Origin of the sequence: Streptomyces drozdowiczii, assembly GCF_026167665.1 — a bacterium.
GTDB lineage: Bacteria > Actinomycetota > Actinomycetes > Streptomycetales > Streptomycetaceae > Streptomyces > Streptomyces drozdowiczii_A.
In genome coordinates, this window is sequence record NZ_CP098740.1 from 4,891,250 (window position 1) to 4,904,620 (window position 13,371).

Sequence of the window (13,371 nt, forward strand, 5' to 3'; positions counted from 1 at the left end):
CCCACTCCGTCACTTTTGAAATTCGTGCGAAACGGTCACGACACCCGGAATTCACCCAGGCCGGGAACTGCCGACACCCGTTCGTACGTACTATTACCGGCCACACGTTGTCCGGTCGGTCAGAGAGTACGGGGGAATTGCATGCGTCATTTCGGGCATATTGCAGCAGCTGCGAAGGACGGGCTGTTCTTCCACGAACCCTGTGCGTTCGACGCCGACTCCCCGGCCCCCCTCCTCTCCGCCGCCCTCGGCGCCACGCTCTACAGCCCCGCCACCCGCCCCCGGCTCGCCGACGACATCGTCAAGCTGGCCGGGCGCGGAGTCGTCTCGATGGTGCTGTGCCTGGAGGACTCGATCGACGACTCCGAGGTCGTCGCGGCCGAGGAGAACCTGGTCAGGCAGTTCGCCGAGCTGGACGCCCGCTCCATCGAACCGCCGCTGCTGTTCATCCGGGTCCGCGAACCGGAACAGATCACCGACCTGGTGCGCCGCCTCGGTGCGACCGTCCGGCTGCTGTCCGGCTTCGTGCTCCCCAAGTTCACGCGTGCCCGGGGCGTCCCCTTCATGGAGGCCCTGACCAAGGCCGAGGCCGCCGCGGGCCGCCGCCTCTTCGCCATGCCCGTCCTCGAATCGCCCGAGCTCCTTCACCTGGAGACCCGCCGCGAAACCCTCCGGGGCATCGCCGAGACCGTCACCGCGCACCGCGACCGGGTCCTCGCGCTCCGCCTCGGCGTCACCGACTTCTGCTCCGCCTACGGGCTGCGGCGCTCCCCCGACATGACGGCGTACGACGTCCGCATCGTCGCCCATGTCATCGCGGACGTCGTCAACGTGCTCGGCCGGGCCGACGGGACGGGCTTCACGATCACCGGCCCCGTCTGGGAGTACTTCCCCCGCCAGGAGCGCATGTTCAAGCCGCAGCTGCGGAACAGCCCCTTCCAGGAAAATCGGGCCGAGTCGCTGCGCACCGCGCTCATCGCGCACGACCTGGACGGACTGCTGCGCGAGATCGACCTGGACCGGGCCAACGGGCTGCTCGGCAAGACCTGCATCCACCCCTCGCACGTCGCCCCCGTGCACGCGCTGTCCGTGGTCAGCCACGAAGAGTTCAGCGACGCCCAGGACATCCTGCGGCCCGAGAGCAACGGCGGAGGCGTGCTGCGCTCCGCGTACACGAACAAGATGAACGAGGTGAAGCCGCACCGGGCCTGGGCCGAGCGCACCCTGCTGCGCGCCGAGGTCTTCGGCGTGGCCCGGGAGGACGTCGGCTTCGTGGACCTGCTGGCGGCCTGCCTCGCGGAGTGAGCGGGACCGGCGGGACGATCGGAGAGGGACACCGGAGCCGAGCACGGCACCGGGTCCGACAGACGAGTGGAAAGAGGGACTGCGGACGTGGTGTGGTCGGGTAGCTGGGTGGCGGAGCGACTGGGCGTCGGGCTGGTGGGCGACGGGGAGCTGCGCGAGCTGCTGGGCCTCGCCCTGCGCCGCAACCCCAAGCGGGCACATCTGCTCGTGTCCAACGTGCTCGGCAAGCACGTCCCGCAGCGCCCCTCCGTGGTCTACGGGGCCGGCGTCGAGCTGGGCCGCCGGGTGCGGGCGCTCCTCGGCGAGGACGGCGCGCGGCGCGCGGTCGTCGTCGGTTACGCGGAGACGGCCACCGGCCTCGGCCACTCGGTCGCCGACGGGCTCGGCGCGGCGCCCTACCTCCACTCGACCCGCAGGCCCGTGCCCGGCGTCGCCACGGCGGGCGGCTTCGAGGAGGCCCACTCGCACGCCACCTCGCACCTGCTGCTCCCCGAGGACCCGGAGCTGCTGGCGGCGGCCGGGCCCGGCTCCGCGCTGGTCCTGGTGGACGACGAGTTCTCCACCGGCAACACCGTCCTCAACACCATCCGCGACCTGCACCGGCGCTACCCCCGCGACCACTACGTCATCGTCGCCCTGGTCGACATGCGCTCACCGGCCGACCGGGGCCGCCTCACCGAGTTCGCGACCGAGATAGGCGCCCGCGTGGACCTGATCGCCCGCAACACCGGCACGGTCACCCTCCCGGACGGCGTCCTGGAGAAGGGCCAGGCCCTCGTCGCGGAGCGGGAGGCCCGAGCGGAAGCCCCCCAGGACGGGCCCCCGCACCCGCGCCCCCACATCCGCCTCGACCTCCCCTGGCCCGCCGGCGTCCCCGACGGCGGGCGGCACGGCTTCACCGAGGCCCACCGCGCCCTCCTGGAGCCCGCGCTCCCCGCCCTCGCCGACCGCGTCGCCCGGGCGCTCGGCGACGGGCCCCGCCGCGTCCTCGTCCTCGGCTTCGAGGAGCTGATGTACGCGCCGCTGCGCCTGGCCACCGCCCTGGAGGAGCGCACCGACGCCGAGGTCCGCTACTCCACGACCACCCGCTCCCCGGTCCTCGCCGTGGACGACCCCGGCTACGCGATACGCACCCGCCTCGTCTTCCCGGCCCACGACGACCCGGCCGACGGCCCCGGCGAGCGCTACGCGTACAACGTGGCCGGCGCCGGCTTCGACGCCGTCGTCCTCGTGATCGACTCCACCGCCGACACCCCGGCCCTGCACGCCCCCGGCGGCCTCCTCGACCGCCTCGCCCCGCACACCGCGCAGGTCCTGCTCGCGGTGATCCCCTCGTACGTACCGGGGGCGCCCGCCCCCGAACGCCAGGAAGAAGCCCCCATGCAGCTGCCCGAGCCCCTGCGCGGCCCCGCGTTCTCCTCGTACGCGCCGGACGAGGTCGGCTGGCTGCTCCAGGACCTCTCGGACACCCGCCTCGAAGCGCCCACGGAGGAGCGCGAGGAGGCGATACAGAGCGGGGGCGCTCACTACGCGGAATCGCTCCCCGTCGAGTACCAGCCCTCCGCCGCGTACCAGGAGCTGTTCAAGAGCGCCCTCGCGGTGTCGGCCGCCCGCATCGCCCGCGCCGTGGGCACCGTCACCGAGACGGTCCTCGCCGAGCGCGGCCCGCGCCCGGTCCTCGTCTCGCTCGCCCGGGCCGGTACGCCGGTCGGCGTGCTGATGCGCCGCTGGGCCCAGGCACGGCGCGGCCTCGACCTGCCGCACTACGCCGTCTCCATCGTGCGCGGACGCGGCATCGACGCCAACGCGCTGCGCTGGCTGGCCGAGCACCACAACCCGGCCGACGTCGTGTTCGTGGACGGCTGGACCGGCAAGGGCGCGATCACCCGCGAACTGGCCGCCGCCGTCGCCGAGTTCGAGAAGGCCGGGGGAGTGGCGGGCTTCGACCCGGAGATCGCGGTGCTGGCGGACCCGGGCGGCTGCGTGCGGACGTACGGCACCCGCGAGGACTTCCTCATCCCCTCCGCCTGCCTCAACTCCACGGTCTCCGGCCTCATTTCCCGTACGGTCCTGCGCGCCGACCTGGTCGGCCCGTACGACTTCCACGGCGCGAAGTTCTACCGCGAGTTGGCCGGCGCCGATGTCTCCGGCCTCTTCCTCGACACGGTCGCCGCCCGCTTCGACGAGGTCGCGGACGCCGTGGACGCCGAGGTGAAGGAACTGCTCACCGCCGACCGGGCCCCCACCTGGGAGGGCTGGGCGGCCGTCGAGCGCATCAGCGAGGAGTACGGCATCCACGACGTCAACCTCGTGAAGCCGGGCGTCGGCGAGACCACCCGGGTCCTGCTGCGCCGCGTCCCCTGGAAGATCCTCGCCCGGCGCGGCGCCGGCCCGGACCTCGACCACATCAGGCTCCTGGCCGAGCAGCGCGGCGTGCCCGTCGAGGAGGTCGACTCGCTCCCGTACACCTGCGTCGGGCTCATCCACCCCAAGTACACGCGCGGGGCGACCGGCGCCGACGGCAAGGCGGTGGAGTCCGCGTGACGGCCTCCCCGGTCACCCTCGTCGCCAGCGACCTCGACCGCACCCTCATCTATTCCTCGGCCGCGCTCCAGCTCACCATGGACGACGAACGGGCGCCCCGGCTGCTGTGCGTCGAGGTCTACAACCACAAGCCCCTCTCGTACGTCACCGAGACCGCGGCCGGGCTGCTGACCGACCTGACCGCCGCCGACTCCACGGTGTTCGTCCCGACGACCACCCGCACCCGCGAGCAGTACCACCGCATCCGGCTCCCGGGCGCCCCGGCCGAGTTCGCCATCTGCGCCAACGGCGGCCACATCCTGGTGAAAGGCGAGTCCGACCCGGACTGGCAGCGGACCGTGGCGGACCGCCTCGCCGACGAGTGCGCCCCGCTCGCCGAGGTCCGCGCGCATCTCGTCGCCACCGCCGACCCCGCGTGGCTGCTCAAGGAGCGCGTCGCCGAGGACCTGTTCGCGTATCTCGTGGTCGACCGCGCCGAACTGCCCCCGGAGTGGACGAAGGAACTCGCCGCCTGGGCGGAGCCGCGCGGCTGGACCGTATCGCTCCAGGGCCGCAAGATCTACGCCGTGCCGCGCCCGCTCACCAAGAGCGCCGCCATGCGCGAGGTCGCCCGGCGCACCGGCGCCACGCAGACCCTCGCCGCCGGTGACTCCCTGCTGGACGCGGACCTCCTGCTCGCCGCCGACCAGGGCTGGCGCCCCGGCCACGGCGAACTCGCCGACGCGGGCTGGAACGCCGACCACGTCGAGGCCACCGCCGAACGGGGCGTGGCGGCGGGCGAGGAGATCCTGCGCCGCTTCCTGCGGGCCTCGGAAACCGGGTAAATCACGCGGGGAACCGTAGAGTTGGGCGATGACCAAGGGAAACTCCACCAAGATCACCGATGAGCTGTACGCGTACATGCTGGCGCACAACCCGCCGCTCGACGCCGTACAGCGCGAACTCGTCGAGACGACCTACGCGCGGCTGCCCGAGCACGCGGGCATGCAGTCGGCCGAGGAGCAGGGCCCGCTGCTCGCCTTCCTCGTCCGGCTGACGGGCGCCCGGCACATCGTGGAGGTCGGCACCTTCACCGGCTTCTCCGCCCTCGCGATGGCCCAGGCGCTCCCGGCGGACGGACGGCTGATCGCCTGCGACGTCTCGGAGGAGTGGACGGCGTACGGCCGCGAGGCGTGGCAGAAGGCGGGCGTCGCCGACCGCATCGACCTGCGCATCGCCCCCGCCCTGGACACCCTGCGCGCGATGCCGGAGGAGCCCCACATCGACTTCGCCTACCTGGACGCGGACAAGGGCAACTACATCGCGTACTGGGAGGAGCTGGTGCCGAGGCTGCGCCCGGGCGGGGTCATCACCACGGACAACGTGCTGTTCCACGGCCGCGTGACGGACCCGGACGCGACGGGCGCGGCGAAGGCCATCCAGGAGTTCAACGACCATGTCTCGGCGGACGCGCGGATGGACAGCGTGCTGCTGACGGTGTCGGACGGGCTGACGCTGTCGCGCAAGCGGTAGCCGCCCGGGGGCGGTGTTTTTGGCTGGGGTGGTCCGGGGCGGTGGTTCGGGGTGCGGGGGGCCGCCGGTGCCCCGGACCACCGCCCCGGGTTCAGCCGCAGCAGCCTCCGCCGCAGCAGCCGCCACCGGCGGACGGCGCCGGCCGGGAACCGCCGCCAGCCGTGCCGCCAACGGCGACGGTGGAGAGCAGCTTCACGGTGTCTTCGTGCCCGGCGGGGCAGGAGGCGGGAGCGGAGGACTCGGCCATGGGGCGGCTGAGCTCGAAGGTGTCTCCGCAGGAGCGGCAGCGGTACTCGTAACGAGGCATGACGCCAGGTTATCGGCGTCGGGCCCCGGGCTGTCCACAGCGCGAGAACACCGGACCGTCCGAGGCGGACGGCGTCAGTGGCTCCCCGCGCCGCGTTCCTCGCGGATGTCGGCGACGACGTCGGCGACGGTCCGGCGCAGGCCCTCCGTCACGGTGAGGAAGTGCCAGTAGTCGGGGTGTCGGTGCTCCAGGGCCGTGATCGCCTGGTCCAGGCGGGCCACCGCGTCGTCCAGCGGCCGGGCGTGCCGCGGCTCGGGCGTCTGGCGCCCGGCCATCGCGAGGCGCTGGGCGTCGCGGATGGCGAACCGGGTGCGCTCGATCTCCTGCTGCGGGTCCTTGGCGACGCCGTCGAGCCGGCGGAGACGGTCACCGGCGGCGGAGACCGCCTCGTCGGTGGCGTTGAGCAGCGCCCGCACGGTGCTCAGCCGGGACGTGGCGTCGGCCCAGCGCTGCTCGTCGCGGGCCTGGGCCGCCTCCTTCAGCTTCTCCTCGGCCCGGCGCACATTGACCGCGGCCTGCTCCGGGACCGGCTGGAGGTCCTGCCAGCAGGCGGCGGAGAACCGGCGCCGCAGCTCGCTGAGGACGGGCTCGACGGACGCGGACCGGGTGGTCAGCGCCTGGGCGCGGGTGCGCAGCGTCACCAGCCGGCGGTCGATCTCGGCGGCGCGCTCGGGCAGCTTCTCCGCCTCGGCCCGTACGGCTTCGGCGTCGCGCAGCACGCGGTCGGCGCGCTGGAGGGTCTCGGTCACGCCGTGGCGCCCGGCGCCCTGGTTGAGCTTGGTCAGCTCGGGGGCGAGGGCGGCGAGCCGGGCGGCGAGATCGTCCGCCCGCAACCCGGACGCCCGCACCGAATCGAGAGCATTGCTCGCGCCGAGGAGCGCCTGTCGCGCACGCTCGACGGCCGGGGCGAGCCGGGCGAGCTGCGTCTCGGCGCTCCCGAGGAGCGGCCCGAGCCCGGCGCCGAACCGGTCGAGCTCCCCCTTGACCCGTATCAGCTGCTCCTTCGCGGAGGTCAGCTCGGCCCGGGCCCGGGACGCGACGGACGGTTCGAGATCGTCGCGGTCGAGGTCATGGGCGTCGACGGCGGTGATGTACGCGTGACTCGCCTCGTCGATGCGCCGGCCGAGCGCGGCGAAGTCCTCCACGGCCTTGCGGGCGGCCGGCGAACTGTCGACCGCGGTGATGGTCTCGATGGAGATCTTGAGGTCGCGCTGAGCGGTGTCCAGCTCGTAGAACGCCTCGGCGGCGGCGTCCTTCGCCGCCTGCGCCTCGGCCCGCTGGCTCTCACCGCGCCCGCCGAACCACCGCCGCGTACCGCCGCCGGTGACGGCGAGGGGAAGGGCGGCGGCGAGGAGGGGCAGGGGCGCGAGGACGAGAACGCACAGGTCGCGCAGGTGGGTGGCGCGGTGGGCGGTGGCGGGCCGACCATCCGGGCCGGGAACGGACCGGGCACCCGGATCCGCCCCCACCGCACGACGCCGACTCCGCTCCCGGACCGCTCCGGCGATATCCGCCTGCGGCTGCGCGTCTGTCGCCGTCACATGCCTCTCCCGTGCCGTTCCGCCCTGCCGGATACATTCTCCCACCAGTAAGGACGAACACAGGTGCCGGTTAGTTCACGGCTGGCGCGACGACCGCGCCGATTTCTCAGCCGGCGTGCCGGACGGCGACCCCGCCGTTGTCGCTGTGGGCCTTCACGACGTGCCGGCTGCCGTCGCTGCGCGGCACCTTCACGTCGACGTGCCCGTTGTCGGCCGACGCGGAGACGGCGTACGCGGTCTTGCCGGCGGGCAGGTCGATGGCGATGCGCCCGTTGTCGCTGACGGTGTCCACGAGGTCCGGGACGCGGGTGAGATCGAGATCCACGGACCCGTTGTCCGACCGCGCCACCACGGACCGCGAGGAGACCCGCTCGGCGCGTACGGACCCGTTGTCGCTCTTCAGGTCGAGGGGCCCGCTGACGTCCCGGACGACGACGCCGCCGTTGTCGGAGTACAGCTTGAGCGGGGTGGTGAACCTGGACGCGGTGACCTTCCCGTTGTCCGCGTCCACGGTCAGCGCGAGCCCGCGAGGCACCTTCACGGTGTGGCGGGCCTCGCAGTTGCTGATCATCGCCTTGCACTTCACGCGGAGGGTGAGCGTGTCCCCCTCCAGCTTCCACACGGGGTCCGGCCCGCTCCCGAGGACGACCCACCCGTCGACCCTCCGGGTCACCTCGACCTCGTCGACATCGGCCGGAACGACGTCCACGGTGGAGTTCTCCGCGTCGATGGTCAGCGCCTTCCCCCCGTACGCGAACGACCTGTGCTCGACGGGCGCGTCGTCCACGTCCGCGCTCCCGCACCCGGCGAGCGCCGCGACGAGCAGAACGGTGCCCGCGACGGCCACGAACGCGCTGCGATTACGGATGGTCATGGTGATCAGGTCCCCCTGGGCCGGCGCTGCGATGTGCCCCTACGGTAGGCAGCGCGGCCCCACTCGGACGATCCGGACGGCTACCGTCTCCGGGGTGGGGCTATCCCCCGTAAGCCCACCCCGAACCGATTGTCGACATGCCCCGGGAGCCATGTAACCTGTTCCTTCATCCACGGGTGCGTAGCTCAGGGGTAGAGCGCTGCTCTTACAAAGCAGATGTCGGCGGTTCGAAACCGTCCGCGCCCACCAGCACAAAGACCCCCAGCCGATCAAGGCTGGGGGTCTTTGACATCCACTTCCGACACCAACGGGCGCGATCACCCCCGGTCGGAACGCCGTGACCGCGATCCGACTGTGCCCAAGGACCTCCACCACGACACGGGGCGGGACACCGGCAACGGTCAGCAGGGCCGCGCAGCCGTGGCGGACACCATGCAGGCGGATTACGCGAAGTCCGGCGGTCGCCGCAACGCGGGTGAACGAGCGGTACAGGTTGCGGGGTTCGATCGGCCGGCCCGTGCGGGTGGTGAAGACGTAGCCCGTGTCCTCCCACTGATCACCGGCAGCCTCACGCTGAGCAGCCTGCCGCAGCCGTTCCCAGCGGAGCGGAGCGACGCACAGGGCGGGGAGAGGGAGAGTCTGTTTCCTGCGGCGCCCCTTGGGATCGTCCTCGTACGCCTCACCGCGGACACGCTGCCGCTGAGTGCGGACCCGGATCTCCCGCTTGTCGAGGACCACGTTGCCCCGCCGGAGGCCGACGATTTCGCCGCGGCGGAAGCCGAGCGCGATGGCGAGCACGAAGGCCGCGTAGAGCGGGTCTTTACGGGCCGCGGTGAGGAAGGACAGGGTCTCGTCCAGCGACCATGGGGAGAGGTCTCGCGCTTCGGCCGAGGGCGGCTCCACGAGGGTCGCCACGTTTCGCATGACGAGTTCTTCTCGGCAGGCTGCCGTCAGCGCGGTACGCAGGACACGATGGGATTCCTTTGCGGTTGCTGCGGCGGTCTGCTGTTCCAGACGGCCGAGGAAGCGCCGGACGTCCGCGACGCTCAACGATTCGAGGCGCTTAGAGCCGAGCATGGGCACGAGGTAGAGGCGGATGTGCGTCTCGTACTTGGCGTAGGTCGTCCGCCTGCGACGCGGCTTGATGATGCTCTCCAGCCAATACGGCAGCCACTCGGAGAGCTTGGCTGACCGCGTGGGCACGGGGGCGCCCTGGTCCACCTTGGCGAGCAGGTCACGGCGCTTGGTGCCGCACTCTGACCAGTCTTGCCGTAGGCGAACTTGCTGGCGCGGGTGCCGTCCGGCTGGAGGACGTAGACCGCTGCTTGATAGCGGCCGTCCTTGCGCTTGCGCTTGGTGATGGTGCCGGCACCGTTGGGGTTGCGTTTGCGGTGGAGCGTCCGAGCTTCAGCCGCGCCATGACCTGGGGCACGGTAAGGAGTTCGGCGGTGGCGGTGGTCATGCGTCGGTTCCTTCCAGAGCGAGTTGGTCCATGAGTTCGGCGCGGTGCTCGCGGGCGGTTTCGCGGTTGTGTTGGATGTCGCGGTGGATGTTGGCGGCGAGCCAGGATTCGCCGGGGGTGTGGCCGTTGCCGACGTAGGCCCAGTGCGCGAGGGTGAGCGTGGTGGCCTTCAGGGTGGTCGTCGGGGTCGGGGAGGCCGAGGGCTGCTCGTTGTTCTGCGGCGTGGTAGTCGGCGCAGGTCTGGCGGAGGGCGCCGAGGGCACCAAGCGGCGACCGAAGTACCAACGGATCGCCAATGAGCTTCGCGACGCCATCCAGTCCGGGCAGTACCAGCCAGGAGACCGGCTTCCAGGCGAGAACGACCTCATGGCCGACCACGGCGTGGCCCGCATGACCGCGCGCCAGGCCCTCGGCGTTCTGCAAAGCGAAGGCATCGCCGAGTCACGCAAGGGCGCTGGCGTCTTCCTACGGTCGTTTCGTCCGCTGCGTCGCCAGGGGATCAAGCTGGGTGATCGCAGACCCGGTGATCGGACCCACATGACCATGGTTTTGGACCCTTACCGACTTCCTGAGGCCACTTGGCCAAGCCAGTTGGACGACAAGCCCGTCTGGATGACAGCATTCCGCTGCTCCAGTGAGAACTGCCACCGATTGTCGATCGGGTGGTCGGTCCTCAACCGCGTAAACCAGCTTTCCAGCGCGAAGCAGCTCCTACCTCAGAGCGACCTGCAATGGGAACCCTTGAGTATCCGCCGCCCCCTGTTCCCCGAAGTACCACCCGAGATTGCTGAGACGGCCAGCGAGGCTCACGCATGTCTTAGCATCGGCGCTGCTCGTGGAGCCGTAGCACTCGCTCGTTCCGTTGTGGAGGCGACAGCAAAAGCCCAGGGCATCACAGCACACGGCATCGTCGCCAAGATCGAAACCCTTCGGGACGATGGTGTTATCAGCACCTTGACCGCAGAGACGAGCCACCAGATCCGTAGGGACGGCAACAGCATCGCGCACGGCGACATCGGCAACGAACCGGTCTCAGTCGACGACGCTCAGGCCATCATCGACTTCATGGACGCGCTCTTGGACGACGAGGTATTCCAACGACCTGCAAAGCTCCAGAAGCTCAAGGAACGGCACAACGAACGAAAGCAGAGCAACAGTGCCGACACGCGACCAGACGGCGGGGCCGAGCTCGAAGCCTCTGCTGGCGGCGCAGAGATGCGCTGATCCTGCAAGCTCGTAGAAGCTCGCGCATCGGTGCTGAGTGTCTATCTGCGTGACAACGCCCACGAACATCTGCGGATCTGCACAGACACCAACGGACTATCGTCGCAGCTGAGGGCTCCGCCGGCCCGACGTAGGGATCCGACCAAGTCGCTTCGGGACGAAGAGGTCCTGTCACCAAGGCCGGCTGTAGCGTGGGGGTGTGCGAAACGACCGACACGACGAACCTCTCTCCGATGAGGAACTGGAACTCTTCTTGCAGTACCTCCATCGCTTCGCCAAGCACGACGTCGATCAGTTCGTGGTCATGGAAGTAGGCGACCCCGCCCACCCGTGCTACCTGGACCTCTCCCGGGCTCCGGCACCCGGAACCGACCCGGCTATCTACCGTCGCCCGTAGCCGAACAGGGAGGCACCTGACATCCACGGCTGACATCAACAGCACCGGACGCCAACGACTCCAGGCGGGCGTAGATGTCAGCCCAAGCCTCGCGGCAGCCGCCTTCTGAGGACGTCAGGTCGAACTTACAAAGCAGATGTCGGCGGTTCGAAACCGTCCGCGCCCACCTATACGAAGGCCCCCAGCCGATCGTTGTTGGGGGCCTTCGGCATCCACATCTGCCGCGTGACCGGTCGGGCGGGTGGGGCGGGGCAGACGGTTACCCGAGTGGGGTGATCTCCTTCGGGCCGTAGCAAGCTGCGGGATTCCCTGTGGCCAGAGCCCAGTAGCGGTCGCCGAAGGACCAGTGCCACCATTCTGTGGGGTAGTTCACCAGCCCGGCCGCCGTTAGTGCGGAGCCCAGCCGTCTTCGGTTGGCGTGGGCTTCTTCGCTGATGTTGGCAGCGTGGGTGTAGCAGGCGCCTTCGCTCTCCTCGGGGTTCGCGTTCATCCGTGTGCCCAGGTCCAGTTCGTTGCCGTCGGCGTCGGCCAGGGTGAGGTCGACGGCCGCGCCGGCGCTGTGCGGGGCGATGTCGGGCGGTGATACGTACCGGCTCGCTGCCGAATGGATCTGCTGGGCGGACCATTCCGGGTGGACAGCCCGCAGTTGGCTCGCGTACTCCTCGAAGTACGCCCGCTGAAGAGAAGGCGGTCGGTATGCCTTCGACACGGCGATCTCATCGAGGGTCGGTAGGTTGCTCCTGTCGACCTACTGAGCGTGGAGGGGAACATGCTGATCACCGTCGCGGATGTGGAAGCCGAGGCCGCGCGGATTGCCGCGTATGTGGTGCGGACGCCGACCGTGGCCAGTCCCGGGCTCTCCGCGTTTCTGGGGGCGCCGGTCACCACGAAGCTGGAGCTGCTTCAGCGGACCGGGTCCTTCAAGGCGCGTGGTGCGACGGCGAAGCTTCTTGCGCTCACCGAGGCCGAGCGGGCCGCGGGGGTCGTTGCCGTGAGCGGTGGCAATCACGGCATCGCGGTCGCGGAGATGGCCGGTGCGCTGGACATCAAGGCGACCGTCGTCATGCCCCGGTCCGCCCCCGGCCGCGCCGTGGAGATCGCCGAGGCGGCCGGGGCGAGGGTGATCCTCGCCGACACGATGGGCGGCGCCTTCGCCCTCGTGGACGAACTCCAGCAGTTGGGGCTCGCGTTGGTCCACCCCTTCGATGACCCCGTCGTCGTCGCGGGCCAGGGCACGGTCGGTCTGGAGTTCGCGGAGGATGCCGGCGAGCTCACCGACGTACTCGTCAGCATCGGTGGCGGGGGACTGATCTCCGGTGTCGCTGCCGCGCTGCACGCGCGCCGGCCCGGGGTGCGGATCTGGGGCGTGGAGACCGAAGGGGCGCCGGCCATGTCGGAGGCGTTGGCCGCCGGCGGGCCGGTGCCGGTCGAACTGTCCTCGATCGTCTCGACGTTGAGCGCCCCGAGAGCCTCGCCGCTCACCTACGAACACGTATCGGCCCTGGTCACCGATGTCCTCACCGTGACCGACGCCGTGGCCGTGCAGGGCACCCTCGACCTCGCCGACCACGCGAAGGTCTGGGCCGAGCCCGCCGCCGGATGCCTGCTGCCCGCGGCACGCCAGGTGCTCGAGCGCGTCGGGGACGGCGCCAGGCTCGGCCTGGTCGTCTGCGGCGGCAACGCGACCACCGCCGATGTGACCGCCTGGGCCGAACGCTTCGGGCTGCGCTGAGCCGTACCGCACCGCGCACAATGGCCCGATGACGCTGACGATTTGGGTCGATGACTGGCAGATGCAGTGCTGCGGGGACCCCTTCGCGGCCGGGGACGTCGTGTCGTGGGCGTTGATGGAGGTCGATGCCGAGGATTACGTCGACCTCGTCGGCGAGGAGCGCGCGGAGGGGATCGACTTCCGCGAGGAGCATCACGGCGGAGAGGAGGGGGTCCCGCCGGTCCCGTTGGAGGTGGTGTCCGTCGTGGAGGTGCACTGCCGTTACGGGGCGCTTCCCGGCGCCACGGACCGGGTTCGCGGCCCCGTTCCGGGCACGACCGTGCTGGTTCCGGTCGAGGGGGCGGCGGACGGGTGGGCGAAGGCCCGGGAGGGGGTGAGCTTCGCGGGCTACCTGGTGACGGCCAGGCGGAAGTGAGAGCACGGCCGCCCGGCGGCGGTGAGGCGCGCGGCCTCGGGCTTCCTCTTGAAGATCA

Annotated in this window: 10 protein-coding genes, 1 tRNA gene and 4 pseudogenes; 9 read left to right on the forward strand and 6 right to left on the reverse strand. The window is 70.9% G+C overall.

The window, feature by feature from the left end; translation table 11 throughout:
* Nucleotides 1-141 precede the first annotated feature (141 nt).
* The 4 genes from NEH16_RS22220 to NEH16_RS22235 all read left to right on the forward strand — a co-directional run bounded on the left by NEH16_RS22220 (nt 142) and on the right by NEH16_RS22235 (nt 5,361).
* Nucleotides 142-1,305, forward strand: a complete 1,164-nt coding sequence (locus NEH16_RS22220) for an HpcH/HpaI aldolase/citrate lyase family protein (RefSeq protein ID WP_265544532.1) — start codon at nt 142-144, stop codon at nt 1,303-1,305.
* Nucleotides 1,306-1,371: 66 nt separating this feature from the next.
* Entirely contained in the window at nt 1,372-3,849 is a 2,478-nt protein-coding gene (locus NEH16_RS22225; RefSeq protein WP_265544534.1) for a phosphoribosyltransferase, read from the forward strand.
* The gene (locus NEH16_RS22230; RefSeq protein ID WP_265544536.1) at nt 3,846-4,673 is read left to right on the forward strand and encodes an HAD family hydrolase; all 828 of its coding nucleotides are present in this window, start codon (nt 3,846-3,848) and stop codon (nt 4,671-4,673) included. The genes NEH16_RS22225 and NEH16_RS22230 overlap by 4 nt, the downstream gene beginning before the upstream one ends.
* 28 nt (nt 4,674-4,701) lie before the next feature.
* Complete coding sequence (locus tag NEH16_RS22235; protein WP_265544537.1) at nt 4,702-5,361, forward strand: O-methyltransferase; 660 nt, start codon at nt 4,702-4,704, stop codon at nt 5,359-5,361.
* Nucleotides 5,362-5,452: 91 nt separating this feature from the next.
* On the opposite strand, the gene NEH16_RS22240 is transcribed toward NEH16_RS22235, so the two are convergent.
* The 3 genes from NEH16_RS22240 to NEH16_RS22250 form a co-directional block, all read right to left on the reverse strand.
* Nucleotides 5,453-5,668 (reverse strand): FmdB family zinc ribbon protein, encoded by a 216-nt coding sequence (locus tag NEH16_RS22240; RefSeq protein ID WP_265544538.1) that lies wholly within the window; start codon nt 5,666-5,668, stop codon nt 5,453-5,455.
* Between the two features lie 74 nt (nt 5,669-5,742).
* Entirely contained in the window at nt 5,743-7,209 is a 1,467-nt protein-coding gene (locus NEH16_RS22245; protein WP_374215611.1) for a hypothetical protein, read from the reverse strand.
* A 106-nt stretch (nt 7,210-7,315) separates the two neighbouring features.
* Nucleotides 7,316-8,083 carry a DUF4097 family beta strand repeat-containing protein gene (locus NEH16_RS22250; protein ID WP_265544539.1) on the reverse strand — a complete coding sequence of 256 codons (768 nt, stop codon included), beginning with the start codon at nt 8,081-8,083 and terminating at the stop codon, nt 7,316-7,318.
* A gap of 174 nt (nt 8,084-8,257) precedes the next feature.
* Here NEH16_RS22250 and NEH16_RS22255 point away from each other — a divergent pair.
* Nucleotides 8,258-8,332 (forward strand) — tRNA-Val (locus NEH16_RS22255).
* An 87-nt stretch (nt 8,333-8,419) separates the two neighbouring features.
* On the opposite strand, the pseudogene NEH16_RS22260 reads toward NEH16_RS22255, so the two are convergent.
* Together NEH16_RS22260 and NEH16_RS22265 are read right to left on the reverse strand one after the other, a co-directional pair.
* Nucleotides 8,420-9,444 (reverse strand): annotated as a pseudogene (locus NEH16_RS22260) (site-specific integrase); the annotation flags it as partial.
* Between the two features lie 97 nt (nt 9,445-9,541).
* Nucleotides 9,542-9,803, reverse strand: a pseudogene (locus NEH16_RS22265) (replication initiation protein); the annotation flags it as partial.
* Here NEH16_RS22265 and NEH16_RS22270 point away from each other — a divergent pair.
* A pseudogene (locus tag NEH16_RS22270) lies at nt 9,786-10,046 on the forward strand (GntR family transcriptional regulator); the annotation flags it as partial. The pseudogenes NEH16_RS22265 and NEH16_RS22270 overlap by 18 nt on opposite strands.
* 42 nt (nt 10,047-10,088) lie before the next feature.
* Entirely contained in the window at nt 10,089-10,769 is a 681-nt protein-coding gene (locus tag NEH16_RS22275) for a DUF4145 domain-containing protein (RefSeq protein WP_343299534.1), read from the forward strand.
* Nucleotides 10,770-11,425: 656 nt separating this feature from the next.
* On the opposite strand, the pseudogene NEH16_RS22280 reads toward NEH16_RS22275, so the two are convergent.
* Nucleotides 11,426-11,866: pseudogene (locus NEH16_RS22280) on the reverse strand (M15 family metallopeptidase); the annotation flags it as partial.
* Between the two features lie 69 nt (nt 11,867-11,935).
* Between NEH16_RS22280 and NEH16_RS22285 the strand changes: the two are divergent.
* Together NEH16_RS22285 and NEH16_RS22290 are read left to right on the forward strand one after the other, a co-directional pair.
* Nucleotides 11,936-12,898, forward strand: coding sequence for a threonine/serine dehydratase (locus NEH16_RS22285; RefSeq protein ID WP_374215610.1), 963 nt, complete (start codon nt 11,936-11,938; stop codon nt 12,896-12,898).
* 28 nt (nt 12,899-12,926) lie between these two features.
* Nucleotides 12,927-13,313, forward strand: coding sequence for a DUF6578 domain-containing protein (locus NEH16_RS22290; protein WP_265544540.1), 387 nt, complete (start codon nt 12,927-12,929; stop codon nt 13,311-13,313).
* Nucleotides 13,314-13,371: the final 58 nt, after the last annotated feature.

Coding starts and splice junctions, on each gene's coding strand:
- NEH16_RS22240 (WP_265544538.1), bottom strand. CDS start 5,668: ATGCCTCGTTACGAGTACCGCTGCCGCTCCTGCGGAGACACCTTCGAG.
- NEH16_RS22285 (WP_374215610.1), top strand. CDS start 11,936: ATGCTGATCACCGTCGCGGATGTGGAAGCCGAGGCCGCGCGGATTGCC.
- NEH16_RS22250 (WP_265544539.1), bottom strand. CDS start 8,083: ATGACCATCCGTAATCGCAGCGCGTTCGTGGCCGTCGCGGGCACCGTT.
- NEH16_RS22290 (WP_265544540.1), top strand. CDS start 12,927: ATGACGCTGACGATTTGGGTCGATGACTGGCAGATGCAGTGCTGCGGG.
- NEH16_RS22220 (WP_265544532.1), top strand. CDS start 142: ATGCGTCATTTCGGGCATATTGCAGCAGCTGCGAAGGACGGGCTGTTC.
- NEH16_RS22235 (WP_265544537.1), top strand. CDS start 4,702: ATGACCAAGGGAAACTCCACCAAGATCACCGATGAGCTGTACGCGTAC.
- NEH16_RS22275 (WP_343299534.1), top strand. CDS start 10,089: ATGGTTTTGGACCCTTACCGACTTCCTGAGGCCACTTGGCCAAGCCAG.